This is a genomic window from Afipia broomeae ATCC 49717, from assembly GCF_000314675.2.
Lineage (GTDB): Bacteria > Pseudomonadota > Alphaproteobacteria > Rhizobiales > Xanthobacteraceae > Afipia > Afipia broomeae.
Genome location: NZ_KB375282.1, coordinates 1,755,320 through 1,778,069, shown reverse-complemented (window position 1 = coordinate 1,778,069; position 22,750 = coordinate 1,755,320). Strand labels below are relative to the sequence as shown.

The 22,750-nt window shown below is 61.3% G+C and carries 29 protein-coding genes; 18 read left to right on the top strand and 11 right to left on the bottom strand.

Features of this window, described 5'->3' with window-relative positions; genetic code table 11:
- Window positions 1-570 precede the first annotated feature (570 nt).
- From HMPREF9695_RS08220 to HMPREF9695_RS26605, 9 genes are all read left to right on the top strand, one after another.
- Entirely contained in the window at window positions 571-4,320 is a 3,750-nt protein-coding gene (locus HMPREF9695_RS08220; RefSeq protein ID WP_006020376.1) for a vitamin B12-dependent ribonucleotide reductase, read from the top strand.
- Window positions 4,321-4,417: 97 nt separating this feature from the next.
- Complete coding sequence (locus tag HMPREF9695_RS26615; protein ID WP_006020375.1) at window positions 4,418-4,591, top strand: hypothetical protein; 174 nt, start codon at window positions 4,418-4,420, stop codon at window positions 4,589-4,591.
- 41 nt (window positions 4,592-4,632) lie between these two features.
- The gene (locus tag HMPREF9695_RS25695) at window positions 4,633-5,343 is read left to right on the top strand and encodes a toll/interleukin-1 receptor domain-containing protein (RefSeq protein ID WP_006020374.1); all 711 of its coding nucleotides are present in this window, start codon (window positions 4,633-4,635) and stop codon (window positions 5,341-5,343) included.
- Window positions 5,344-5,359: 16 nt separating this feature from the next.
- A complete protein-coding gene (locus HMPREF9695_RS25690; protein ID WP_083875169.1) occupies window positions 5,360-5,722 on the top strand; it encodes a DUF4160 domain-containing protein in 363 nt (120 codons plus the stop codon).
- Between the two features lie 102 nt (window positions 5,723-5,824).
- On the top strand, window positions 5,825-6,847 hold the full coding sequence (locus HMPREF9695_RS08215) for an LLM class flavin-dependent oxidoreductase (protein ID WP_006020373.1): 1,023 nt from the start codon (window positions 5,825-5,827) through the stop codon (window positions 6,845-6,847).
- A gap of 185 nt (window positions 6,848-7,032) precedes the next feature.
- Window positions 7,033-7,317 (top strand): DUF1488 family protein, encoded by a 285-nt coding sequence (locus tag HMPREF9695_RS08210; RefSeq protein WP_006020372.1) that lies wholly within the window; start codon window positions 7,033-7,035, stop codon window positions 7,315-7,317.
- 58 nt (window positions 7,318-7,375) lie between these two features.
- On the top strand, window positions 7,376-7,576 hold the full coding sequence (locus tag HMPREF9695_RS08205) for a hypothetical protein (RefSeq protein WP_006020371.1): 201 nt from the start codon (window positions 7,376-7,378) through the stop codon (window positions 7,574-7,576).
- Window positions 7,577-7,670: 94 nt separating this feature from the next.
- Window positions 7,671-7,835 (top strand): hypothetical protein, encoded by a 165-nt coding sequence (locus HMPREF9695_RS26610; RefSeq protein ID WP_006020370.1) that lies wholly within the window; start codon window positions 7,671-7,673, stop codon window positions 7,833-7,835.
- A 201-nt stretch (window positions 7,836-8,036) separates the two neighbouring features.
- Window positions 8,037-8,198 (top strand): hypothetical protein, encoded by a 162-nt coding sequence (locus tag HMPREF9695_RS26605; RefSeq protein ID WP_006020369.1) that lies wholly within the window; start codon window positions 8,037-8,039, stop codon window positions 8,196-8,198.
- Window positions 8,199-8,425: 227 nt separating this feature from the next.
- Here HMPREF9695_RS26605 and HMPREF9695_RS27145 read toward each other — a convergent pair whose 3' ends face one another.
- Window positions 8,426-8,560 carry a GIY-YIG nuclease family protein gene (locus HMPREF9695_RS27145; protein ID WP_006020368.1) on the bottom strand — a complete coding sequence of 45 codons (135 nt, stop codon included), beginning with the start codon at window positions 8,558-8,560 and terminating at the stop codon, window positions 8,426-8,428.
- 210 nt (window positions 8,561-8,770) lie between these two features.
- Here HMPREF9695_RS27145 and HMPREF9695_RS08195 point away from each other — a divergent pair, with 210 nt between their 5' ends.
- Window positions 8,771-9,745, top strand: a complete 975-nt coding sequence (locus HMPREF9695_RS08195; RefSeq protein ID WP_006020367.1) for a tripartite tricarboxylate transporter substrate binding protein — start codon at window positions 8,771-8,773, stop codon at window positions 9,743-9,745.
- Here HMPREF9695_RS08195 and HMPREF9695_RS08190 read toward each other — a convergent pair whose 3' ends face one another.
- The gene (locus HMPREF9695_RS08190) at window positions 9,746-10,660 is read right to left on the bottom strand and encodes a LysR substrate-binding domain-containing protein (RefSeq protein WP_006020366.1); all 915 of its coding nucleotides are present in this window, start codon (window positions 10,658-10,660) and stop codon (window positions 9,746-9,748) included.
- A 109-nt stretch (window positions 10,661-10,769) separates the two neighbouring features.
- Between HMPREF9695_RS08190 and HMPREF9695_RS08185 the strand changes: the two genes are divergently transcribed.
- Window positions 10,770-11,726, top strand: a complete 957-nt coding sequence (locus HMPREF9695_RS08185) for a Bug family tripartite tricarboxylate transporter substrate binding protein (protein ID WP_006020365.1) — start codon at window positions 10,770-10,772, stop codon at window positions 11,724-11,726.
- A gap of 180 nt (window positions 11,727-11,906) precedes the next feature.
- Here HMPREF9695_RS08185 and HMPREF9695_RS08180 read toward each other — a convergent pair whose 3' ends face one another.
- Window positions 11,907-12,329, bottom strand: coding sequence for a group III truncated hemoglobin (locus HMPREF9695_RS08180; RefSeq protein ID WP_006020364.1), 423 nt, complete (start codon window positions 12,327-12,329; stop codon window positions 11,907-11,909).
- A 74-nt stretch (window positions 12,330-12,403) separates the two neighbouring features.
- Window positions 12,404-12,604, bottom strand: coding sequence for a hypothetical protein (locus HMPREF9695_RS08175; protein WP_006020363.1), 201 nt, complete (start codon window positions 12,602-12,604; stop codon window positions 12,404-12,406).
- Between the two features lie 341 nt (window positions 12,605-12,945).
- Between HMPREF9695_RS08175 and HMPREF9695_RS08170 the strand changes: the two genes are divergently transcribed.
- Window positions 12,946-13,161, top strand: a complete 216-nt coding sequence (locus HMPREF9695_RS08170) for a hypothetical protein (protein ID WP_006020362.1) — start codon at window positions 12,946-12,948, stop codon at window positions 13,159-13,161.
- On the opposite strand, the gene HMPREF9695_RS08165 is transcribed toward HMPREF9695_RS08170, so the two are convergent.
- The 3 genes from HMPREF9695_RS08165 to HMPREF9695_RS08155 all read right to left on the bottom strand — a co-directional run bounded on the left by HMPREF9695_RS08165 (window position 13,158) and on the right by HMPREF9695_RS08155 (window position 15,341).
- Complete coding sequence (locus tag HMPREF9695_RS08165; RefSeq protein WP_006020361.1) at window positions 13,158-13,661, bottom strand: MOSC domain-containing protein; 504 nt, start codon at window positions 13,659-13,661, stop codon at window positions 13,158-13,160. The genes HMPREF9695_RS08170 and HMPREF9695_RS08165 overlap by 4 nt on opposite strands.
- Before the next feature lie 7 nt (window positions 13,662-13,668).
- The gene (locus HMPREF9695_RS08160; RefSeq protein ID WP_006020360.1) at window positions 13,669-14,523 is read right to left on the bottom strand and encodes a 3-hydroxybutyryl-CoA dehydrogenase; all 855 of its coding nucleotides are present in this window, start codon (window positions 14,521-14,523) and stop codon (window positions 13,669-13,671) included.
- Between the two features lie 161 nt (window positions 14,524-14,684).
- Complete coding sequence (locus HMPREF9695_RS08155) at window positions 14,685-15,341, bottom strand: VOC family protein (RefSeq protein ID WP_006020359.1); 657 nt, start codon at window positions 15,339-15,341, stop codon at window positions 14,685-14,687.
- Window positions 15,342-15,599: 258 nt separating this feature from the next.
- Here HMPREF9695_RS08155 and HMPREF9695_RS08150 point away from each other — a divergent pair, with 258 nt between their 5' ends.
- Entirely contained in the window at window positions 15,600-15,809 is a 210-nt protein-coding gene (locus HMPREF9695_RS08150; RefSeq protein WP_006020358.1) for a hypothetical protein, read from the top strand.
- A gap of 33 nt (window positions 15,810-15,842) precedes the next feature.
- The gene (locus tag HMPREF9695_RS08145; protein ID WP_006020357.1) at window positions 15,843-16,058 is read left to right on the top strand and encodes a hypothetical protein; all 216 of its coding nucleotides are present in this window, start codon (window positions 15,843-15,845) and stop codon (window positions 16,056-16,058) included.
- 82 nt (window positions 16,059-16,140) lie between these two features.
- Here HMPREF9695_RS08145 and HMPREF9695_RS08140 read toward each other — a convergent pair whose 3' ends face one another.
- Window positions 16,141-17,226 (bottom strand): DUF2336 domain-containing protein, encoded by a 1,086-nt coding sequence (locus HMPREF9695_RS08140; protein ID WP_006020356.1) that lies wholly within the window; start codon window positions 17,224-17,226, stop codon window positions 16,141-16,143.
- Between the two features lie 111 nt (window positions 17,227-17,337).
- Between HMPREF9695_RS08140 and HMPREF9695_RS08135 the strand changes: the two genes are divergently transcribed.
- Window positions 17,338-18,756, top strand: coding sequence for an MFS transporter (locus HMPREF9695_RS08135; protein ID WP_006020355.1), 1,419 nt, complete (start codon window positions 17,338-17,340; stop codon window positions 18,754-18,756).
- Window positions 18,757-18,851: 95 nt separating this feature from the next.
- Here HMPREF9695_RS08135 and HMPREF9695_RS08130 read toward each other — a convergent pair whose 3' ends face one another.
- Complete coding sequence (locus HMPREF9695_RS08130) at window positions 18,852-19,253, bottom strand: hypothetical protein (RefSeq protein WP_006020354.1); 402 nt, start codon at window positions 19,251-19,253, stop codon at window positions 18,852-18,854.
- A 42-nt stretch (window positions 19,254-19,295) separates the two neighbouring features.
- Complete coding sequence (locus HMPREF9695_RS08125; RefSeq protein WP_006020353.1) at window positions 19,296-19,886, bottom strand: NADPH-dependent FMN reductase; 591 nt, start codon at window positions 19,884-19,886, stop codon at window positions 19,296-19,298.
- A 163-nt stretch (window positions 19,887-20,049) separates the two neighbouring features.
- Between HMPREF9695_RS08125 and HMPREF9695_RS08120 the strand changes: the two genes are divergently transcribed.
- The gene (locus tag HMPREF9695_RS08120) at window positions 20,050-21,117 is read left to right on the top strand and encodes a linear amide C-N hydrolase (RefSeq protein WP_006020352.1); all 1,068 of its coding nucleotides are present in this window, start codon (window positions 20,050-20,052) and stop codon (window positions 21,115-21,117) included.
- Between the two features lie 390 nt (window positions 21,118-21,507).
- Window positions 21,508-21,903, top strand: a complete 396-nt coding sequence (locus tag HMPREF9695_RS08115; protein ID WP_006020350.1) for a RidA family protein — start codon at window positions 21,508-21,510, stop codon at window positions 21,901-21,903.
- Between the two features lie 9 nt (window positions 21,904-21,912).
- Here the strand turns inward: HMPREF9695_RS08115 and HMPREF9695_RS08110 are convergent, their stop codons facing one another.
- A complete protein-coding gene (locus HMPREF9695_RS08110; RefSeq protein ID WP_041712011.1) occupies window positions 21,913-22,221 on the bottom strand; it encodes an MliC family protein in 309 nt (102 codons plus the stop codon).
- 197 nt (window positions 22,222-22,418) lie between these two features.
- Between HMPREF9695_RS08110 and HMPREF9695_RS08105 the strand changes: the two genes are divergently transcribed.
- Entirely contained in the window at window positions 22,419-22,742 is a 324-nt protein-coding gene (locus tag HMPREF9695_RS08105; RefSeq protein WP_006020348.1) for a hypothetical protein, read from the top strand.
- Window positions 22,743-22,750 lie beyond the last annotated feature (8 nt).

Sequence of the window (22,750 nt, the reverse complement as noted above, 5' to 3'; positions counted from 1 at the left end):
GCTTCCGAATCCACAAGGACTCACCGATACTTCCCGCAATGCGAACCGTTCCGGCGATGCATCATCCCGCTGGAAATCCGCATTTTCCACCATATTTAGTATTTGATTCAGGTTTCGACACTAATCCTTGACGTGCCGGATGGAGTCGGCCTAGCTTTGGGATTGTTCGGCGCGGGGGTTTCCAGTCCCGCCGGGCACCTCCCGAAAAGGGTCAAACAGACATCTCCGTCAGGCTGCTCAAAGCCACGGGACGAGGATTTGTCTGCTCTTTTTTCGACGCAGGACGGACGGGTGAAGTCACCTGCCGCCGGCAAGACGGCCCGCCAGGGGCGGCAAAACGAAATGGCGAAACCGCGGCAAACCGCGGCGCAAAAGGCGAGTTTGGGGCGTTCGGGCAAGACTGGTTTTGGGGACCGGTCCTCGCCCACCAGAGTTAACAGGCCGCGGCTTCGGACCCGGACACGGGACGACGTGAACGGCAAAACACTGCGAACGAACCGGTTCGCAAATTGAAATCTCCGGCTTACCGTCAAGGGACGGGAGCGCCGGCAAAAAGGACGGGGCACTACAATGCGCATCGAACGCCGCTACACCAAAGCCGATCAGTCACCCTACGCCGCGATTGATTTCAGGCTGACGACAAGCGAGATCCGCAACCCCGACGGCTCGGTGGTGTTCCGCCTTGAGAACGTCGAGGTGCCGGAGTTCTGGTCGCAGGTTGCCTCCGACGTTCTGGCGCAGAAGTATTTCCGTAAAGCGGGCGTCGCCTCGCGCCTGAAGAAGGTCGAGGAAGAAACCGTCCCGTCGTGGCTGTGGCGTTCGGTGCCGGATACCGAAGCGCTCGCCCTGCTCCCCGAATCCGAGCGCATCGGCGGCGAGCATTCCGCCAAGCAGGTGTTCGATCGCCTCGCCGGCTGCTGGACCTACTGGGGCTGGAAGGGCTCGTACTTCTCGTCGGAAGAAGATGCCAAGGCATTCTACGACGAACTGCGCTTCATGCTCGCAAAGCAGATGGTCGCGCCGAACTCGCCGCAGTGGTTCAACACCGGACTTCACTGGGCCTACGGCGTCGATGGTCCCGGCCAGGGCCACTATTATGTGGACTGGAAAACCGGCAAGCTGACCAAATCCAAATCCTCCTACGAGCATCCGCAGCCGCACGCCTGCTTCATCCAGGGCGTGGACGACGATCTCGTCAACGAAGGCGGCATCATGGACCTGTGGGTCCGTGAAGCACGCCTGTTCAAGTACGGCTCCGGCACCGGCTCCAACTTCTCGCGCCTGCGCGGCGAAGGCGAAAAGCTCTCCGGCGGCGGCCGCTCATCGGGCCTGATGTCTTTCCTCAAGATCGGCGACCGCGCGGCGGGCGCGATCAAGTCGGGCGGCACCACGCGCCGCGCGGCCAAGATGGTCGTGGTCGACGCCGACCATCCGGATATCGAAACCTACATCGACTGGAAGGTGAAAGAGGAGCAGAAGGTCGCCGCGCTCGTCACCGGCTCCAAGATCAACCAGAAGCATCTCAAGGCCATCATGAAGGCCTGCGTGAACTGCGAAGGTTCAGGCGACGACTGCTTCGATCCCGAGAAGAACCCGGCGCTGCGCCGTGAGATCAAGTTCGCGCGCCGCGCCATGGTGCAGGACAATCTGATCAAGCGCGTGATGCAGTTCGCCAAGCAGGGCTACACCGACATCTCGTTCGACACCTATGACACCGACTGGGATAGCGAAGCGTATCTCACCGTCGCCGGCCAGAACTCGAACAACTCGGTTTCGCTGAAGGACGACTTCCTGCGCGCGGTGGAAACCGACGGCGACTGGAATCTGATCGGCCGCACCAACAAGAAGGTGACGAAGACGCTGAAGGCCCGCGACCTGTGGGAAAAGATCGGCTACGCCGCCTGGGCCTCGGCCGATCCCGGCCTGCACTACAACACCACCATGAACGACTGGCACACCTGCAAGGCCAGCGGCGACATCCGCGCGTCCAATCCGTGCTCGGAATACATGTTCCTCGACGACACGGCCTGCAACCTCGCCTCCGCCAACCTGCTGACCTTCTACGACACGCAGACCCGCCGCTTCGACATCGAAGCCTATGAGCATCTGTGCCGTCTGTGGACCGTCGTGCTCGAAATCTCCGTCATGATGGCGCAGTTCCCGTCCAAGGCGATCGCCGAACTCTCCTACGAGTTCCGCACCCTGGGCCTCGGCTATGCCAACATCGGCGGCCTCCTGATGACCATGGGTCTGTCGTACGACTCCAAGGAAGGTCGCGCACTGTGCGGCGCGCTGACCGCCGTCATGACCGGCACCAGCTACGCCACCTCCGCCGAAATGGCGAAGGAGCTTGGCCCCTTCCCCGGCTACAAGAAGAACGCCCAGCACATGCTGCGCGTGATCCGCAACCATCGCCGCGCCGCCCATGGCCACTCCAACGGCTATGAAGCGCTCGCCGTGAATCCCGTGCCGCTCGATCACGCGAGCTGCCCGCAGGGCGACATCGTCACCCGCGCGAAGTTCGTCTGGGATCAGGCGCTCGAACTCGGCGAACAGCATGGCTACCGCAACGCGCAGACCACCGTGGTCGCGCCGACCGGCACCATCGGCCTTGTGATGGATTGCGACACCACGGGCATCGAGCCGGACTTCGCGCTGGTGAAGTTCAAGAAGCTCGCCGGCGGCGGCTACTGGAAGATCATCAACCGCGCCGTGCCGGAAGCGCTGCGCGCGCTCGGCTATCCCGAAAACGAAATCGCCGAGATCGAAGCCTATGCCGTCGGCCACGGCTCGCTCTCCAACGCCCCGGGCATCAACGCCTCGACCCTGCGTGCCAAGGGCTTCACCGATGAAGCGATCAAGAAGGCCGAGGCTGCATTGCCGACCGCCTTCGACATCAAGTTCGCCTTCAACAAGTGGACCTTCGGCGAGGACTTCCTGCGCGACACGCTCAAGCTCGATCCGGAGGCCATCGCGGCCCCCGGCTTCGACCTGCTCACCGCGCTCGGCTTCACCAAGCGCGAGATCGAAGCCGCCAACATCCACATCTGCGGCGCGATGACCGTGGAAGGCGCGCCGCACCTGAAGTCCGAGCATTACCCGGTGTTCGATTGCGCCAATCCCTGCGGCAAGATCGGCAAGCGTTATCTCTCGGTGGAAAGCCACATCCGCATGATGGCGGCGTCGCAGCCCTTCATCTCGGGTGCGATCTCCAAGACCATCAACATGCCGAACGACGCCACGGTGGAGGATTGCAAATCCGCCTACCTGCTGTCGTGGAAGCTCGCGCTCAAGGCCAACGCGCTCTATCGCGACGGCTCGAAGCTGTCGCAGCCGCTGAACTCGCAGCTCATCAGCGATGATGACGAAGAGGACGATGCGATCGAGGCGTTCTACGACAAGCCGATGGCGGCGCGCACCACCCAGGTCTCGGAAAAGATCGTCGAGAAGCTGGTCGAGCGCATCGTCGTGATGCGTGAACGCGAGAAGATGCCGGATCGCCGCAAGGGCTACACCCAGAAGGCCGTGGTCGGCGGGCACAAGGTGTATCTGCGCACCGGCGAATACGATGACGGGCGCCTCGGCGAAATCTTCATCGACATGCACAAGGAAGGCGCGGCGCTGCGCTCCTTCATCAACAACTTCGCCATCGCGGTGTCGCTGGGCCTCCAGTACGGCGTGCCGCTGGAAGAATATGTCGACGCCTTCACCTTCACCCGCTTCGAGCCCGCAGGTCCGGTACAGGGCAACGACTCGATCAAGTTCGCGACCTCGATCCTCGACTACGTGTTCCGCGAACTCGCGGTATCGTACCAGTCGCGCTTCGATCTCGCCCATGTCGATCCGTCAGAGACCAACTTCGACGCGCTCGGCAAGGGCGTCGAGGAAGGCCGCAATCCCGACGCATCGAACTCCTCGAAGTACCTGTCGAAGGGCCTCACCCGCTCGCGCACCGACAAGCTCGTGGTCATGCAGGGCGGCGCGGCCGACGCGCAGGCGTCCGGCAATGTCACGTCGATTGCGTCCGCCGGCGCGACCGCACGGCATCACGACGGGCAGGACAATGTCGACGGCGCGGTGGCCCTCAAGGTCGCCGAGCCCGAGCGCGAACTTTCGCCGACCGAAAAGCTGGAAGCGCAGCAATGGAGCAAGGCGGGATCAGCGGTGCAAGCTGCACCGAGCAAGGCCGAGCGCCGAGCGGAAGCAAAGGCTCGCGGCTATGAAGGCGACATGTGCACCGAGTGCAGCAACTTCACGCTGGTTCGTAACGGGACTTGTATGAAGTGCGATACGTGCGGCAGCACGACGGGATGTTCGTGATCCACTAATCCACAGGTTGCAGGGCGGCGAATTTTCGCCGCCCTTGACATAATAGAACAAACGATGAACAATCTAGAATTATCGAAGGAGAATCGTAATGGCGACTAACCCTCCAAAAGGCGACGGTCATCGCAACGGCGCGGTGAAAGACCGTTCGCAAACCTACAACACGAAGACCGAAACGTGGGTCAAACGAGACGCGGACACCGGAAAGTTTATGGACGTGAAGTCTGACGGCAAGCCATTCAAAGGTGTTCGTCGCGAAGATTAAGTAGGATCAGCTTTGCTTTAGCAAACCCATCAGGAATCCTCATGGCAAGATGCACAGCACCAGTCGAGGGTCATCGCTCATCAAGTGCAGCCGCTAATTGCCCTGCATGCCGTGGAAGCAGCCGCTATGGCGGCCGTTACAGTAGTTACAGCAGCTACGGATCGTATTCGTCTCCGTCTTACTCTTCCCCGTCTTATTCCTCGTCGGGAAGCAGCGGTGGTGGGTCTTCCGGCCGTACAAGGCCGCGCTGGTCGCGACCTGGTTCATCTATAATCTACACACCTGCCGAGATAACGACACTTACGCCGTTTCGCGAGAGCGTTGAAAAGAGACCACCCCAGCCTGACCTTCGGGACGTTTTTCTTTGCCATGCATGGGACGACCGAGACGGCGCTGCCAAAGAACTCCATGATCTGCTTGAGGCACGCGGTGTTACTGTTTGGTTCAGTGAAAAGGATGTCGTCCTCGGCACATCACTGCTCCGCGAAATCGATAAGGGACTAGCGAAGTCGCGTGTCGGGATCGTGCTGGTAACTCCCGCACTGCTGCGCCGCCTTAAGGGAGAGGGCATCGCAGATAAAGAACTATCGGTACTTCTCGCGCGTGATCTACTCGTTCCAATTGTGCACGGCACGACATACGAAGCTCTCCGCGACGTTAGTCCCATGCTTGGCTCGCGAAGCGGTCTGACTACTGCAGACAATCCGATGACGAATGTCGCAGCTAAGCTCGCTGAGTTAGTTAGCATCTAGAAATGCGTTAGCTCAAATGACTCGCATTGAAATTAAAATCGACGGCGAGCTTCATGATGATCTCAGCGAAGAAATATTCTGGAATGACTACAGGCCGCCGTCCGAAGAATTTAAGAATGCACAACTACACATTGTCGCAAGAGTCGACGGTCTTAGGATCAAGATTTGGGCGGACGAACATCTGCCACCTCATTTCCACGTATCATATCAAGGCGAAGATGCCAGTTTTACGATAACCGATTGCGTGAGGTTGCAAGGCGTTCGCGGGTTAGAGCGATACGACCATCTTATTTTCAGTTGGTGGCTTAAAAATAAAGATGCGCTAGTTGAAGTCTGGAATTCTTCAAGACCGAGCGATTGTCCTGTAGGGCCGGTGTAGCGGACACTTAGTCAACGCTATGCACATCTGCTGGCAGCCTTGCCTCCCACCCCCACCATCCCCATCTAGCTCGTATCGCACTCGCACGAGCCTTCCTCCTTCATGAAAAAAATCGGCTTTCTCTCCTTCGGCCACTGGTCGCCGTCGCCGCATTCGCAGACACGCTCGGCCGCTGACACGCTGCTGCAATCCATCGATCTTGCGGTCGCCGCAGAAGAGCTTGGCGCGGACGGCGCGTATTTCCGCGTGCATCATTTCGCGCGACAGCTCGCCTCGCCTTTTCCGCTGCTCGCCGCCGTCGGCGCGAAGACCAGCACCATCGAGATCGGCACCGCCGTGATCGACATGCGCTACGAGAACCCGCTCTACATGGTGGAGGACGCGAGCGCGGCCGATCTTATCGCGGGCGGACGCCTGCAACTGGGGATCAGCCGCGGTTCGCCCGAGCAGGTGATCGATGGCTGGCGCTATTTCGGCTATCAGCCAGCCGAGGGCGAAACCGACGCCGACATGGGCCGACGCCACGGCGAAGTGTTCTACGACATGCTGAAAGGCAAAGGCTTCGCGCAGCCCAATCCGCGCCCGATGTTTCCCAATCCGCCCGGCCTCCTGCGGATCGAGCCGCATTCGGAAGGTCTGCGCGACCGCATCTGGTGGGGCGCGGCCTCGAACGCGACCGCGCAGTGGGCTGGCAAGCTCGGTATGAATCTTCAAAGCTCGACATTGAAGAAGAACGAGACCAACGAGCCGTTCCATGTGCAGCAAGCCAAGCAGATCCGTCTCTATCGCGAGGCGTACAAGGAGGCGGGCCACACCCGCACGCCGCGCGTGTCTGTCAGCCGCAGCATCTTCGCGCTGATGAATGATCGCGACCGCGACTATTTCGGAAACGGTAGCGATGCCGGCGACCAGATCGGCTTCATCGAGGCCGACATGCAGGCGATCTTCGGGCGCGGCTATACCGCAGAGCCGGACAAGCTGATCGAGCAGTTGAAGGCGGACGAAGGCATCGCCGAGGCCGATACGCTGCTGCTGACGGTGCCGAACCAGCTCGGCGTCGATTACAATGCCAATGTCATTGAATCGATCCTGAAGCATGTCGCGCCCGCGCTCGGCTGGCGCTGAACGGCACGCGCATTCTGGTGTGGCGGTGTCCTCGCGCGCCTCGCCCGATTCCGCCAAGGCCCGTCTCCAAAGCGTCCTCCGGAACCATTCAATGGACATCCGGAGAAAGATACTCCGCTTTGCGCGATCTAACTGCGCTATGCTCCTTTCGGGCACCGGCATCTCATGCCTGAAAGGACCACCCCATGTCACTCACCTTCCTTCGCGCCCAGGGTCACGATTACCAGACCGGCACGTTCCTGTTCGTCATGGCCGACGGCGCAACCGAGATTCAGTGCGGCGTCTCGGACTCCGCGATGGACGATGCGGAAAAGGCGCGCAACGTCCGCGAAAGCCAGCGCGGCGATCAGTTCGCGCGCCTGCAGAACCGCATCACCACATGCGCCGCGCAGAAACACAGCGACGGCCATCTGGAAGCGGGTCCCACCCGCATCCTCGTGCGCTCCATCGACCTCACGCCGCGCAGGTAACGGCGGCTCCGGCTGCCCGGTTCATTGACCGGAAACCATCCGGCGCTAGACTTTAGGGATGAAGCGGACCCTGCATTACGGCGCGATCGCGTTCATCATCACCGCATCGCTGCTGTGGGGATGGCAGCAGATCTCGTTCACGCGCAATGCCTCGCCGCGCGCCAAGGCCGCATGCCATGGTGTGGGATCGTCGTTCTGGGAAATGCAGAACGCCTATTATCGCTGCCTCGACCGCGTCGAGGCCGGCGGCAAGCCGTAACGTCCTATCTCCGGTTTGCGCCAGATCAATTCGGGGAAGCGCGCAGCGGTCTAGCCTTCAATCCTGCAACGCTCGCAGTGATCCGGAGGACGCCATGTCCACAGCCCTTCAAGCAGCCCTGTCGTGCGCAGCCATCTTCATTCTCGCGTTCGCCACGATCTGGGCGTTCTGGTTCGTCGAACGGTGGCGGGGCGACTCCGCACCGAACATCGATAAACTCACCGGCGATATCGTGAAGCGCGGCAGATCGCGCGCCTGACACGGATGAGGCGAAGCGGATTCCGGGGTCGCGCTGTCCCCCACGCAGAGTCCGTAGTGTGCCCGCGCTTCATGCCGTATCGTGCGGCCCCGCAGCAATTCCCGCACCGCACATAAACATCTGCGGATGCGTCAGCCCTGCTGCTGGAACGCTTCGGCCCCGGGGGTATTGTTGTTTCCTGAGGCGAGCGGAGAACGCGCCATGCGGCTTCATCTCGATGACGAGAAACACGAAACGCAGGTGTGTCTGGCGTTGGTGATCGCGATCATGATCCTCACAGGGTCCGCGATCCTGTACATGGGTGCACACACGCAAGTGGCAACGCAGACCGTCGCGCGTATACCGCTCGCCTCGCCGCTCTGACGACTCCGCCACGTCCCGTCGCGGCAGATACCGGGTTCCGCTCGTCCCCGCGAAGGCGGGGACCCAGTTTTTAGATCACGATGAGAGATCAGACCACAAATCACGCCATCCCGGATTGCCCGCTTCGATCAATCTCAGCTTCCAGCCGCGATTCCATTTCTTTAATTGCCGCTCTCGTATAAACGCCGATTCACGGCTCTCATGTACCTCGTACCAGACCAGCATCTTCACCTCATAGCGGGACGTGAAGCCGGCGCCGCGTTCGTCCGATGCTGCCAGATACGGCGCAGCAAATCGTCAGTCATGCCGACATAGAGCGTGCCGTTGCGCTGGCTCGCCAGCATATAAACGAAAAAGCTCATGCACTGTCGCCTCTGGATCCCCGCATTCGCGGGGATGAGCGGAGCGGGGAATTGCTCGCACTTTTTTACAACCTGTCGCATCACCCGCTTGATCTTCCCGCTTTTCCGCGCGCCTTTCCAATCCTTTCCGGCCTGTGTAGCATTCGCGGATAACAAAAGCCGCGGCTGGCTCACCGGCCGGACATCGCGGATATGGAAAGGAAACGCTGAATGAAGTCCCTCGTCCGCGCGCTGGGTGCGCTTGTCGTCATCTCCGCCTCCGCCAGCAGCGCATCGGCCCAAACCCAGGGCTGGCCGAACCGGCCGATCCGCATGGTCGTGCCTTATACGCCCGGCGGCTACACCGACATGATGGCGCGCCTTGTCTCGGAGAAGGTTGCCGCCTCGCTCGGACAGAGCATCGTGATCGAGAACAAGCCCGGCGCCAACGCCGCCATCGGCACCGATACCGTCGCCAAGGCCGCGCCCGACGGCTACACCTTCGGCACCGTGATCGCGGCGCATTCGGTCAATCCGTCGCTCAAGGCCAACCTGCCCTACAACACGGAAAAGGATTTCACCTACGTCTCGCTGATGAGCGTCGCGCCGCTGATCATTGTCGCGACGCCGTCGCTGCCCGCGAAGAACATGCAGGAATTCATCGCGCTGGCGAAGGCGAAGCCGGGCCAGCTCAATTTCGCCTCCAGCGGCATCGGCTCCGCGGCGCACCTGACCATGGAGATGCTCAAGAGCCGCGAGGGCATCAATCTCCAGCACGTACCCTACAAGGGCACCGCAGGCGCGCTGCAGGATCTGGTCGGCGGCCAGATCAACGTGATGTTCGACATCATCGGTCCCCTGATAGAGCAGGTGCGCGCGGGCAACGCCAAGGCGCTCGGCGTCGCCGCGAAGGAGCGCGTGCCGGCGGCCGGCGATACGCCGACGCTGATCGAGCAAGGCGTGAAGGATTTCGCCTCCGGCACCTGGGCCGGCATCATAGCGCCGGCGGGCGTGCCGAAGGAGATCGTCGACCGCATGTCGCTTGAGGCGAAGAAGGCCCTCGCCGATCCCGAGTTGAAGAAGAAGCTCGAGCAGCAGGGCATCGTCGCCATGGGCACCACGTCTGAGGAGTTCAAGGCGTTCGTCGGCGAAGAGATCGCGCGCTGGAAGCAGGTCATCACCGCCGCCGACATCAAGGTCGAGTAGCTAGCGCCGCCCTGCCCGTTTCACTGATAATCCGGCGGCCTTGCAGTGCCGCCGGACGGCTGCCGCGATCTCGGTTGCCGCGCGGCTGCGCGCGCGGCCGCTGCGCCAGATGATGGCGGCGGTCCTCGTCACGCCGGGCTGGACGATCTCGATCTGCCGCAGGCCGCTCTCCTCGCGAATGGCGCGCTCGAACAGGATCGCGGCGGTCTGACCTTGAAAACGGAGCGTCTCAAGGATCGCATCGATCGAACTCATCTCCAGCCAGACGTTCCCCTCGACCCATGCACCGAGCCGGGAGTCGATGATACGCCGCGACAGAAACCGTTCGGTCTGCACCGCAAGACGCAGACCTGTCAGCATGCGCGCGCTGACCGATTTTTGCGGCGCCAGCGGATGATCGTCCCGGACCACGAGCATCAGCCTCTCGGAGAACAGCGGCTCCGCAGCAACATCCGTGTGCCCCGGCGTCACGAATGAAAGCCCCAGATGCAGCGCGCCGCTCGCAACCTGCGCCGCGATGTCCGGCGCGGGCAAATCCTCGACAGAAATCCGAATCCCGGGATAGGCCTGCGCAAATTCCGAGATCACGGCGGGAAGCAGAGTGGTGTTGTAGGTGTGGATCACACCGATGCGGACCCGTCCGCGCACGAGGTCACGCAAGCCGTCGAGCGCGAACCGTCCCTCGTCCACCTCTTCCAGCGCGCGCCGCGCATAGTCGGAGAACGTGCGCCCGGCGTCGGTCAGTTGAATCCCGCGCCCGATACGATCGAAGAGCTGGATTCCCAGCACCGTCTCAAGCTGATTGATCTGATGCGACAGCGTGGACTGCGTGACATGCAGCGCATCGGCCGCGCGCGAGACGTGTTCGTACCGCGCAACCTCCAGAAAATATCGCAGATGCCGAAGCTCAATCATTCATCGATGCCATCGATTAATTTGTCCGATATATATCATTTGACTCATCGGACGGTCCACCTCCTATGTGACTGTAAAAGTCACAGAAAACCCTGCGGAGGAGACCGTTTTGCGGAAGATTTTGATCGCGATTTCCATGGTTTTGGGCATCGGCCAGGCCACAGCCGCCGACTTTCCCACGCGCCCGATCCGGCTGATCGTCCACTTCCCGGCCGGTTCTTCCACTGACGTGATTGCGCGCACCCTTGGCGAGGCCATTTCGAAAAAGCTGGGCCAGCAGTTCATCATCGACAACAAGCCCGGCGCGGACGGCGCGATCGCGGCGACCGAACTGAAGCGGAGCGCGGCGGACGGTTATACCATCCTGCTCGCCACCAACAGCGCAATGTCCGGTGTTCCGGCGACGCGCAAGACGCCGCCTTACGATGTCACCACCGATTTCACGCCGATCACCGATATCGGCCGCTACAACTTCTTCCTCTATGTGAGCAAGGACGTTCCGGTCAAAAGCCTGAAGGAGCTGATTGCCTATGCCAAGGCCAACCCCGGCAAGCTCGCCTACGGTTCCGGCAACATCACCGGCCGTCTGGCCTTTGCGTCCATTGTCGCGGCAAACAGTCTCGACGTGACGCCCGTTCCCTACAAGGGCGAACCGCCCGCCATCACCGACCTGATCACCAACCGCATCCAGACCATGGTCGCAACCTCGGGCACAGGTCTTCCCCAGGTCAAGGACGGAAAGATACTGGCGCTCGCGACCATCCTCGACAAGCGCAGTCCGGCCGCGCCGGATGTGCCCACCATCGCGGAAGCCGGCTTTCCCGATTTCAAGATCGAGCCCTGGGCAGCGTTGTTCGGCCCGCCGAACATGCCGCGCGAGATTGTGACGGTGCTGAATACCGCATTCAAGGAAGCGATGTCCGATCCTGCCGTGAAACAGCGCATGGCCGAACAGGATTTCTCGCTGTCGCCGTCAACCCCGGAAGAACTCGGCGCCCTGGTGAAGCGGCAGCTCGACATCCATCGCAAGATGGTCACCGCCGCGGGGATTGAAGTTATCGACTAAGGCGTGCGCCCTGCGAGACGATCCGGGGGAGTTGACGAACAGTCAGCTCCCCTTTGCTTTAAACCAACGAAATCGTAACCGTAGCTTGCGAGCACACAAATCGCCGCACGCGTGCTGGTCACGGAAAAGATTGGTACGCGCCCACCAGTTTGCGGGCTTCTGCAAGCCGGCAAACCTCGATTACACGCTATGCCTTGGCACTGCGATCTCGCCGCGCGTGGTCGCAATGCCCATCTCGAAGCTGTCGGCGATGCGGCGGGCGCGGACGATGAAGGCCTCGGCCACATCGCTCTCGAAGATTTCGCGCGCGGTGGTCTCGAACAGCGCAAGCCAGCGGTCGAAGTGTTCACCCCGAATCGGCAGCATCAAATGCGGACGCATCGGGCGGCCCTCATAGCGGCCGGTCTTGAGCAGCATCGACGACCAGAAATGGCTGATCTGCGCAATGTGATGGTTCCAGTCCTTTACCTGCGCATTGAAGATCGGCCCGATCAGGTCATCGGTACGGGCGCGGCCGTAGAACGTCTCGACAAGCTGCGCGATCTTCTCTTCGGTCAGGTCGGGATGGAAGGTATGAATGGCGGGAACTGTCTGCTCGGTCATGCGGCTGATCTAGGCCGCCGAACCAACGCAGGCAACCGGCGCAACGCACACCCCTGCTATTTGCAGAGCCCGCGCTATTTGCAGACCTGGTCCCGGCGCTTGTCCTGGAGCCGACGCTCGCAATAGATCGTGCAGTTCTTCCCGCCCACCTTGGTGCAATAGGCAACGCACTTGTCGTAATTGCAGCCCCATGCATCGGCGGCGCGGGCCGTATCCGGCGCGCCGGTGAAGAACGTCACGACAATGGATACAGCCAGCAACCTGATAAGCACCATATCGGCCTCCTGCGCCAAGCCTGTGAGCCGTATGGAGATTACATCAGATCGCCCGTCTGCGAACTATCCAAACAGACAGGCAACGATATCCCGTCCGCGCCGCCGCCCGCCGGAGCCGGTAACCGAAAAGACTCGCCTATCGGAAAAAGCTTCATTCAAAAGAAGCTCGCACATGTCGGCGCAGCAAAGATTCCGCCACGGCAACCTGAGAAAAATGTGCCGGGACAAAATCTTCCTGCAGGCTGTTTCAAACAGCGCGAGCGCACTTCCCGTTTGATCCGGGTCAAGGCGCCGTCTAGTTTCCCGTGCTGAAACCGGTATCACCGCGACAGGAGACACGCATGTCCGCATCTGAAATCGCAAGCCGTCATTTCGCGGCGGCGCTGGCCGAGGCGAAAGCCGCGAACCTCGACAGCGACGGCCTGTGCCGCGCGCTGCTCGGTCTCGTGGTCGGCAAGTATCTCGAAACGCGGAGCGTGTCGGACGTGCAGTCGGAACTGCACTTCCTTGCTGACAATTGCGACCCCGATGCGGACTTCGCCTTCATGCGGCCTTAAGGCGGGTCGAGGCGCGTGATCGCGTCGCCGAGGCGAACGTCGCCGCCCTCAATGATGCGCGCCGTGATGCCGCCGTGCCCGCGCGTCGCATTATAGCCCCCGGTACCGAGCGCCTCCTCCATCCAGCTACATGGCGCGCAGTCACCCGATCCTTCGAGGACAGCGTGGCCGATACGAAAACGCATGCCCTTCAGCGCCGCGACGTTGATACCGCGCGTCACGAAATTCCGGCGCAGCAGGTCTGGCGCGACAGCATCGCGGCCAAGGAACGCCGCGATGGCGGCGATGTCCTCCGCAGCAATCAGCGTTACCTGCCGAGCGCCGTTGCTGCTGGTTTTGTAGCGGTCACCTTCGATGCCGCGCTGGGCGACAAGCCTGGCCGATGCGGGTGTGACCATGCCCGCGCGGCGCGCGGGACGCAGACCAATCCACACCAACTCGCCCGGCCGGACCGGCGCTGCCGTTAACCGGCCGAGCAGTGAGTCAGACGAAAAGGCCAAGACCTGCTCACGCCTTGGCGTAGCTGTAGAATCCCTGGCCGGTCTTGCGGCCGAGATGACCGGCGTCGACCATTTCCTTCAAGAGCGGCGCGGGCCGGTACTTCGGATCGTTGAAGCCGGTGTAGAACACCTCCATCACCGACAGCATGGTGTCGAGGCCGATCATGTCGGCCAGCGCCAGCGGGCCGATCGGATGATTGCAGCCGAGCTTCATGCCGGCGTCGATCTCTTCTGCCGATGCGATGCCTTCCTGCAATGCGAACACCGCCTCGTTGATCATCGGGCACAGGATGCGGTTAACCGCGAAGCCCGGGCTGTTCTTGGCGGTGACCGCCACCTTGCCGATGCGCTGGGCGAACGCGAGCGCCTTGGCGTGTGTGTCGTCGGAGGTCTGCAAGCCACGGATCAGTTCGAGAAGTTGCATCACCGGCACGGGGTTGAAGAAGTGCATGCCGATGAAGCGATCCGGACGATCGGTCGCTGCCGCAAGACGGGTGACCGAGATCGACGAGGTGTTGGTGGCGACCAGCGCGCGCGGTTGCAGGTTGGCGCAGAGATCCTTGAGGATCTTGATCTTCAATTCCTCGTTCTCGGTGGCGGCTTCGATCACGAGATCGCAGGAGGACAGTTTCGATTTGTCGGTGGTCGCGTTGATCCGCCCCAGCACGGCGTCGCGGTCGGCCGCGGTCATCTTCTCTTTCTTGACCAGCCGATCGAGGCTGCCGCTGATGGTGGCAACACCGCGCGAAACGGCTGCGTCGGAAATGTCCACCATCACCACCTGGAGCCCCGCAGCCGCGCTGATCTGCGCGATGCCGTTCCCCATGGTGCCGGCGCCGATAATGCCAACCGTTTCAATCATGTCTCTTGTCCTTTCATTGCTTCAATCCGGCAACAAGCCTACCCGCCGCATGGCATCGCCATACGGCCCGGTCGTGCCTTATCCATGGCTCGGCTATCTACTCCGCCCTGCCCGGCTGCGCTACTGCTAACATCCCGCAAGAACGCCAGAGCTTCCTGCGCTTATGCCGGCAAGGGCGCCCCTGCCTGCTCCGCCACCATGTAGTCGGCGTACCACTGCGGCCAGTTATCGTCGTGTTTGCCGCCGGTCTGCTTCTCGTGCTCGCCGTGCGCGATCGCCGCACGCGTCAATGCTGCCGCAAGTTCGGTCGATGACTTGAAGACCGTGTCCCCCGCTTCGACCCGCCCGGGCAACCGCGTGGTGATCTCCTGGAAAAGCCAGCCATTGCCGTCGGGATCGTTGAACGAGGCGTACGAGCCATAGCTGCCACGATTGGGCGCCGGGCCGCTGACCCGGTGGCTCCCGGACAGGAAAGGCTCGTCCGTGCCGGAATGCCTGTCGCCGACGCCGTGAAAGATCTCGCCGACCTTGACACCGCGGCCGAGCAGGTCGTTGCGGGCGACCTCGATATCGGACACGATCAGGTACAGCCCCTGCGCGGAGCCGGGAGCCGCCGCAGTCACGTTTTTTCCAAAGATGACCGAGCACTCCGAGCCGGGCGGCGTGAACTGGATCACGCGCCATTCGTCGCCGGCGGCGAAGTCGGCGTCCAGCCTCCATCCCAATCCGCCATAAAAGCTTTTGGCGCGATCGACATCCGACACGGGGATGACAACAACCTCCAGCTTCATGTCACTGCGCGCTTGGGTGTTGCTCATGTCTGGCCTCCTTGGTTCTTTAATCCATTGAGACGGGCGATAAAAACCTGGGAAAGAGATCACGATGTGGAACCCAGCCTACATGGACGGTGGCCGCCCATGAACCCATTTCTGCGGCTCCAATCAGACTGGCATCACCCGGATGGCGGATACCTCATGCCGTCCTGAAATCGATTTGCGGGGAACCAAACTGTCGACGTTCCGGTTGAACCTTATCATCCGGACGGTAAGCTGCTGGGGACAGCGGAGTTCACGACAATGGACGATCAGGAAGTTGTCATTGCGGCTGTTCAGAAGGCGCGCCGCATTCTCGGCCGTGACATCGGGTCCAGTTCGCAGGACCGCGAGGCAACGATCAGCAGCCTGCGATCCGTGCTGGACGACGATCAGGTCGTACGTGCGCTGGAGCGGATCGGCCAGCGAAGCCGCCCTACGCCGGAGAAGATTGTTGAAAGTCCTTGGAGTTAAGTCATTCGGACCGAACGCACAGGGGAGACCACGATGGAGTCAGCTCAAGCCTTCAAACATCTGCGTACGCTGATCAAGGCTGCATCCGAAACCGACGACACGACCCTGATCCACACGCAGCTGACCATGATGACTGTCATCATCGACAAGGCTGCCCCGAGACAAAAGCCTTACGTGCCATTGTGGCTGAGCGGACCGGACCCCAGGGAGCAACGGTCCAGTGACGGTGCTGCGGTGGGCGAGCGCTAGGCGGATCGCTTTCACCTCCGCTCGTCCCCGCGAAAGCGGGGACCCAGAATTTATCTATCACTCACCCTCAGTACAGCGGCCCCTACCCGGCACGCCGCGGCTTCATGGTCTGCTCCTGCCAGATATAGAGCGCGCGTTTGGCTGAGGAGAACGAAATCTCCTCGTAGGTCTTGCGGAGCTGCTCGATCTCGGCCGCAGGCAGTGACAACAGGCGGCTGAGGATCACCGCCTTTGCCGTCTCCCATGAGAGATCGGCGGCGCGGCACGCCGTCATCAATCCGTCGTGGCGATGAATCCTCATCAATGGCTGGATCAGTGGGATCGGCGCGCCTGTCATCGCGGCGAGCGCCGCGATAATCGTCTCATACTGCCGGTCCTTGGCGAACTCGAGCAATTTGTCTTCCGTCAACTGACGGTTCTCCACCAGCCGCTCGACAAGCGCCAGCGCGGAACGAAGATCGCGCGGACGTTCCGCCTGGCGTTTCGATTCCAGTGCGATGGTCTCGACACGGCTTTGAATTTCACCTCGCAGCGAGGTCGGCGCCTTGGCCATGAGCCGCGCGTGCACGGCGCCTGCGCAATTGTCCAGCAGTTCATGCAGCAGCCGGACCGGCAGATCGGCGCGCAGCCCGGTTTTCTCCGCCAGCAGTGGATCGCCCTTGGAGGCTGCAACAAGCCGTAACAATCCCGCGCGCGAGATCGCCGCGCCCGCGTTGCCCGCCACACGGCGCAGCACATCCCTGTCACCGAGATCGATCAGGGCCTGTGTCAACGCGGTGTCGATTTTTGCGCGGCCGGAGATGGCTAGCAGATGTCCCTGCCCGCGCGATGTCGCGATCTCAAGGAGGTCATCGCCGGACAGCACGGGCGACTGCGTCAGCACCGGACTCGCGACGGTGACGTTGAGATCGCTTGCCAGCTTGCGCACAACAGAGACCGGCGCGAACGGCACGGGCGCGAGTTTCCGGCTGAGCTCCACAAGCACGTCGACGTCGCAATCGCCGATAAAACCAAGAAGCAGACTGTCGAAGATTTCGATCTGCGCCAGACCGAGGCGGCTTCCCTGATCGAGGAAGAGATCCGTCACCTTCCGCAACGTAGTGACCCGGCGATCGGCCGATCTGTTGCCGATGGCGGCCTGCAGTTCCTGAATGAAATGATTGTGCACAGCAAATCCTGAGCTAAAGCAGACGGGAAAATGACTTTCAAAAAACAGCCGATCATACGACCTGATCGTTTCGAGGTCGTTAAATGATACCGTTTGCCGTAAAAGGCCGGGATGAGTAACGCTCTCCATTCTTCCTGTGATGTCGCCAGCGCCCAGGCGCAGGCATGCATCGATCATGCGGATCGTCCGAACCTCGTCATTGCAACAACGATTTTGGCGTCGAGCCTCGCCTTCATCGACGGCTCGGTGGTCAATGTCGGACTGCCCGCGATCGGGGCTGACTTCCGCGCCGACTCGAGCCAGTTGCAGTGGGTGGTCAACGCTTATCTCCTGCCGCTCAGCGCACTGTTGCTGCTCGGCGGCGCGGCGGGAGACCGTTATGGCCGCAGGCGGCTCTTGATCGCAGGCGTCGCGCTGTTCGCAATTGCTTCGCTGGCATGTGCATTGGCCCCGACGCTAGGATGGCTGCTCGCCGCGCGCTTCATCCAGGGTGCGAGTGCCGCGATGCTGATGCCGAACAGCCTCGCGATCCTCGGACAAACATTTTCCGGCGAAGCCAAAGGGCGCGCCATCGGCATCTGGGCCGCGACGGGGGCGGCCGCGGGGGCGGTCGGTCCCGTGCTCGGCGGATGGCTGATCGATATCGGGAGCTGGCGTTTTGCGTTTCTGGTCAACCTGCCGCTGGCGTTCGCCGCCATCTGGCTGGCCACTGTTTCCGTGCCCATCGACCGCGAAGAGCAAACGGAGGCGCTCGACAGCGCCGGCGCGCTGCTCGCCACCCTCGGGCTCGGACTCACCACCTGGGGGCTGACCGAAGGCTCGGCGCATGGCTGGTCGCTATTCGCCGTGGCGCTGATGGCGGCGGGCTGGGTATTCCTGATCGCGTTCGTGTGGGCGGAACATCGCCGCGGCGACAGGGCGATGATGCCGCTGGTGCTGTTCGGCTCGCCGAGCTTCGTCGGCCTCACGCTGCTGACGTTCCTGCTCTACGGCGCGCTCGGCGGTCTGTTCGTGCTGGTGCCGTTCGTGCTCATCACGGCCGGCGGCTATTCCGCAACGCAGGCCGGTGCGGCACTGCTGCCGTTGCCTCTGGTGATTGCCGTGGCCTCGCCGCTCGCGGGCGCATTCGCGGCCAGAACCGGTCCGCGATGGCCGTTGATCATCGGACCTCTTGTCGTCGCGCTAGGCTTTCTGCTCGCGATGCGGATCGGCGCAGCGCAGAGCTACTGGCGCGATGTGCTGCCGGCAATGATTGTCATCGCGCTCGGCATGGCAGGCGCCGTTGCCCCGTTGACGACTGCGGTCCTGATGTCAGTGGACGAGCATCATGTCGGCGCAGCGTCCGGACTCAACAGCGCGGTGGCACGCACCGGCGGCCTTGTGACAACAGCGCTGATCGGCGGAGTCCTGGCTACGATGGGATCCTCGCTCCCCACCGCGTTTGGGATCGCGAGCGTTTGCGCCGCGATGCTTTGCATCGGCGCATCACTCTCGGCGTTTCTGCTGATCGCGCGCGACCCCAAGCCTTAAACTGGGACTCGTTCTGTCGGCACGGCTCGCGGAAGCTCGGCTTCACTCTGAAAACGACCGACATCCCAGCGAACGACATCGCCGTCCACTAAATTCTAGCTTGTATATTCCCAGAAATCGTCCGGAATAGAGCCTCCCATAGCGGTTCGCATGGCATCCCGGAAAAGTTTCGCTGCGGGCATCGGACGAAAAGCTATGGTGCGATCAACGATGAGTCCTTCGTCGTTTTCTTCGATAAGATCGAAGCTTTCCAGCTCGTGACCCTGAATTTTACCCTTCCATCTCAGCAAGGTTCTTCGGTCGTCCAGCTTCCACTCACCTGTATAGGCACCTTCTCGTAGCGTGGTGGAAGTCGCGAAGATCTTTGCAAGGACCTCACGACCTTCAATGGTCCGTATCAACACCGGGCTGTGAAAAACAACATTTGCGGCGAGAATCTTTTCGTAGTCAGCCACGGTGGCGTCGCCTGACTCACGAAGTTTTCGAATGATATGCATGGCGGATGACTCCTTCGATGGGTTAGATCCCGCCTCCGCGCCCTAATACGGTGGCGCTTTCTTCGCGCGCTGGGTCTTGGCGGCCTCGACCCACCACATCAGGTCATCGGCGAAACGCGGGAAGGATTTTTTGAGCGCCTCGCCGCCCGGCCCTGTCGGCTCGCCTGTCTCAGACAGCGATTGTCCGATCGGCCCGACCGCGATGGTAGAAGAGGTCACCACCATGCCCATCTCCGACAGCGTGCCGTGCCACGCCAGCGCAGCTCGCGCGCCGGAGAACCGTCCGGCTGAATAGCTGGCAATGGCGGCAGGCCGCCAGAACCATTCCTCCAGAAAATGATCGGTGAGATTCTTCAGGCCCGGCTGAAGTCCCCAGTTGTATTCGCCGGTGACGAACACGAAGCCGTCGGCGGCGATGATCTTCTGTCCAAGCTCCTCCAGTGCCGCAGGCACTTCACCCTTCGGATATTCCTTGCGCATCCGGTCCAGCATCGGCAGGCCGACGGCCTTGGCATCGATCAGTTCGACGTCGGCGCCGCGCTCACGCAGGCTTTTGACGATGAAATTCGCAAGGCGAATGCCCATCCGGTCAGAACGGTAAGACCCGTAGAGAACGAGAATTCGGTCGGTCATGGGCCTGCCCCGGATTGAGAATTCACAAGCCTATCGAAGTTAAGGCACGAGACAAGACCGAATTGAGCACATCTCACTCCGGTCGCCGGATATTGCGAAATGATAGTGCGTGCTTATTGTTCGCCGTGACGACCTTGGTCCGAACTAAAATCCGGAGGATTTGATGATGGCCCGAAAATCATCCTTGTGGCGTGATGCCACCGCGGCACTGATCGCTGCAGTCTTCGGAGTCTCTTCCGTCGCCAATGCCTGCACACGGCTGGTTTATCTTGGCCATGGTGACGACGTCATCACGGCGCGTTCGATGGACTGGAAGGTCGATGTTCAGACCAATCTCTGGATATTTCCGCGCGGCATGAAACGCAGCGGCGAAGCCGGTCCCAATTCAATCAAGTGGACGTCAAAGTACGGCAGCGTCATTGCATCAGGCTATGAGATTTCGACCACTGACGGCATGAACGAAAGAGGCCTGATGGCAAACGTGTTGTGGCTCGTGGAGTCGCAATATCCGAAGTTCGACCAGACCAAGCCCGGTCTCACTATCGCCGCCTGGGCGCAGTATGCGCTCGACAATTTCGCGACCGTCGCGGAAGCCGTCGAAACGCTGCGGCAGGAGCCATTTACAATCGTGACTGACACGGTCCCCGGACAGGATCGGCTTGCGACGCTGCATCTTTCGTTATCGGACGCGAGCGGGGACAGCGCCATCATCGAATATATCGGCGGCAAGCAGGTCATCCATCATGGCCGCGAATATCAGGTGATGACCAATTCACCGACATTCGACCAACAGCTTGCGCTAAATGCCTACTGGAAGGAGATTGGTGGCACCGTGTTTCTGCCGGGGACGAACCGTGCCTCCGACCGCTTTGCCCGCGCCTCGTTCTACGTGAATGCCATCCCGAAGAGTGAAGACCCGGTTGTGGCACTGGCCAGTGTATTCAGCGTGATCCGCAATACTTCGGTCCCGTTCGGCATTACGACCCCCGACCAGCCCAACATCTCCTCGACCCGCTGGCGCACGGTCGCTGACCACAAGCGCAAGCTATACTTCTTCGAGTCGGCATTGACGCCGAATACGTTTTGGGTCGATCTCAAGACAATCGACTTCTCCACGGAAACCGGCAAGGTCAAGAGACTCGATCTGGGGCCGAACCAAACAAATGTGTTTGCTGGCGAAACCAGCAAAGAGTTCATAGTGGCGGAGCCATTCAAGTTCCTGGGCCTGTGATCGCTGCTGGGATCGCGCTGCTCAGCGCAAGAAAACCACGATGGCGATGACAGCAAAGGCCGCAATAATTCCCAGATGCGCAAGACTGCGCGCGGCGGTTTCCCTCGCTGATTTCATGTCGCCTCCCCAGGCTTGTTGAACCCATGAGTCATCGATGGCCGGTCAAGGCCTTGTTGATTCAGATTTTTACGCAAACACCCCATGTCGCGCCGACGAGTCCCCACCCTGCGGCGCAGTTGAAGCGTGGCGAGATATTGAGGCCAGAGTTTGTCACAGGGGCGGTCTTGCGATCGCGGACGCGACGCCGCAGATGGTTCGACCGGCGTCGAAATGATTTGGCTGCTCTTCGTCGTATGCTGTTCAGATCGAATTATGACTGGAGCTTCGCTCATGCCTCGTGAGATCATTCGCGTCGAACCGCTCTCCACATATCTGGAGCGATGGAAAGCGCCGACTTCCGCCGTAACGCGGCACGGCGACACGATTTACGTCTCCGGCTTTCCGCCATTCGATCCGGCCACGGGCGACGTCGTCGATGCACCGATCGAGCGCCAGACGGAACTCGTGCTGGATCAACTGAAGCTGTGTGTCGAGACGGCAGGGTCGTCGCTGGATAACGTTCTCAAGTGCAACGTCTATTGCACGTCGGTCGAGAAGTTCGCGGCAGTCAACGCAATCTACGCCAGATACTTTCCGGACAATCCGCCTGCCCGTATTTTCGTCTGCGTGCCCGCATGGCCGGGACATTTCGACATCGAGATCGATTGCATCGCGGCGGTCAAATAGTCCTCGTCATCACTGCGCGGTGCATCGGGTCGGCCCGCGCTTGCCGTGACGCAGGATGGTGCCGGACTTGTTCATCGTCAGCGTGACGCCGCGTCCGGTGTAGCGCGAACCCGTCAGCGTGAAGCGCTTCCTGAGCGCGACAGCTTTGCCGTCGAGTTGCAGATGGACCTGTTTCGGATCGTACTTGAGGAAGGCCGCCGTGAAACTCGCGCCGTCGGCGCACGTGAAGCTCTGGAAGGTTTGCGCAGCCACGGGCGATGAGTCCGCATCGACCAGAACGGCGACCGTCGCCGCGAGACATACGACAAGAAATTTCATGGTTCGCATCCCCGCTCCCTGTGGACAATGCCGACCGAACCACTCTAGCAGACCCACCTTTCCTGTGCATATCGCAACAGTTCCCGGGAGTTACCCCCTGCATGGCGGTAAACTGAGGCCGTCGCCGGTGCTTGCGATTTCGCAAGGGCTTTCAGACGTCTATATCCGCCGTCCTTCGGTCAGGAAGGAGAGTCCAGATGCTCGAAAACGTGCCGCTCCGGGATGCCAAGCCGGCCGTGATCGTGTGCCCGGAATGCCGGCGTCACCTCATGGAGGTGATGGACGTACGCTGGGCGATGACCAAGCTGGAATTCACCTACGCCTGCACGGGCTGCGGGCACCAGACCCTTCGGGCGATCTCCGGCGATACGCCGGTTTTCGTCTCGCGGGCATCGACGCATCTGCGCAGCCTGGAGATTTTTAACTTCAATCCGTATGCGGGAAAGACGCAGCGTCCGCACGCAACCGAGACCGCGATCAGCGCGCACGTCGTTCGCGAGCAAAGAGCGGGCGAGCGCTAACGCGCGTC

Coding starts and splice junctions, on each gene's coding strand:
- HMPREF9695_RS08220 (WP_006020376.1), top strand. CDS start 571: ATGCGCATCGAACGCCGCTACACCAAAGCCGATCAGTCACCCTACGCC.
- HMPREF9695_RS26615 (WP_006020375.1), top strand. CDS start 4,418: ATGGCGACTAACCCTCCAAAAGGCGACGGTCATCGCAACGGCGCGGTG.
- HMPREF9695_RS25695 (WP_006020374.1), top strand. CDS start 4,633: ATGGCAAGATGCACAGCACCAGTCGAGGGTCATCGCTCATCAAGTGCA.
- HMPREF9695_RS25690 (WP_083875169.1), top strand. CDS start 5,360: ATGACTCGCATTGAAATTAAAATCGACGGCGAGCTTCATGATGATCTC.
- HMPREF9695_RS08215 (WP_006020373.1), top strand. CDS start 5,825: ATGAAAAAAATCGGCTTTCTCTCCTTCGGCCACTGGTCGCCGTCGCCG.
- HMPREF9695_RS08210 (WP_006020372.1), top strand. CDS start 7,033: ATGTCACTCACCTTCCTTCGCGCCCAGGGTCACGATTACCAGACCGGC.
- HMPREF9695_RS08205 (WP_006020371.1), top strand. CDS start 7,376: ATGAAGCGGACCCTGCATTACGGCGCGATCGCGTTCATCATCACCGCA.
- HMPREF9695_RS26610 (WP_006020370.1), top strand. CDS start 7,671: ATGTCCACAGCCCTTCAAGCAGCCCTGTCGTGCGCAGCCATCTTCATT.
- HMPREF9695_RS26605 (WP_006020369.1), top strand. CDS start 8,037: ATGCGGCTTCATCTCGATGACGAGAAACACGAAACGCAGGTGTGTCTG.
- HMPREF9695_RS27145 (WP_006020368.1), bottom strand. CDS start 8,560: ATGAGCTTTTTCGTTTATATGCTGGCGAGCCAGCGCAACGGCACGCTC.
- HMPREF9695_RS08195 (WP_006020367.1), top strand. CDS start 8,771: ATGAAGTCCCTCGTCCGCGCGCTGGGTGCGCTTGTCGTCATCTCCGCC.
- HMPREF9695_RS08190 (WP_006020366.1), bottom strand. CDS start 10,660: ATGATTGAGCTTCGGCATCTGCGATATTTTCTGGAGGTTGCGCGGTAC.
- HMPREF9695_RS08180 (WP_006020364.1), bottom strand. CDS start 12,329: ATGACCGAGCAGACAGTTCCCGCCATTCATACCTTCCATCCCGACCTG.
- HMPREF9695_RS08175 (WP_006020363.1), bottom strand. CDS start 12,604: ATGGTGCTTATCAGGTTGCTGGCTGTATCCATTGTCGTGACGTTCTTC.
- HMPREF9695_RS08170 (WP_006020362.1), top strand. CDS start 12,946: ATGTCCGCATCTGAAATCGCAAGCCGTCATTTCGCGGCGGCGCTGGCC.
- HMPREF9695_RS08160 (WP_006020360.1), bottom strand. CDS start 14,523: ATGATTGAAACGGTTGGCATTATCGGCGCCGGCACCATGGGGAACGGC.
- HMPREF9695_RS08155 (WP_006020359.1), bottom strand. CDS start 15,341: ATGAGCAACACCCAAGCGCGCAGTGACATGAAGCTGGAGGTTGTTGTC.
- HMPREF9695_RS08150 (WP_006020358.1), top strand. CDS start 15,600: ATGGACGATCAGGAAGTTGTCATTGCGGCTGTTCAGAAGGCGCGCCGC.
- HMPREF9695_RS08145 (WP_006020357.1), top strand. CDS start 15,843: ATGGAGTCAGCTCAAGCCTTCAAACATCTGCGTACGCTGATCAAGGCT.
- HMPREF9695_RS08135 (WP_006020355.1), top strand. CDS start 17,338: ATGAGTAACGCTCTCCATTCTTCCTGTGATGTCGCCAGCGCCCAGGCG.
- HMPREF9695_RS08130 (WP_006020354.1), bottom strand. CDS start 19,253: ATGCATATCATTCGAAAACTTCGTGAGTCAGGCGACGCCACCGTGGCT.
- HMPREF9695_RS08125 (WP_006020353.1), bottom strand. CDS start 19,886: ATGACCGACCGAATTCTCGTTCTCTACGGGTCTTACCGTTCTGACCGG.
- HMPREF9695_RS08120 (WP_006020352.1), top strand. CDS start 20,050: ATGATGGCCCGAAAATCATCCTTGTGGCGTGATGCCACCGCGGCACTG.
- HMPREF9695_RS08115 (WP_006020350.1), top strand. CDS start 21,508: ATGCCTCGTGAGATCATTCGCGTCGAACCGCTCTCCACATATCTGGAG.
- HMPREF9695_RS08110 (WP_041712011.1), bottom strand. CDS start 22,221: ATGAAATTTCTTGTCGTATGTCTCGCGGCGACGGTCGCCGTTCTGGTC.
- HMPREF9695_RS08105 (WP_006020348.1), top strand. CDS start 22,419: ATGCTCGAAAACGTGCCGCTCCGGGATGCCAAGCCGGCCGTGATCGTG.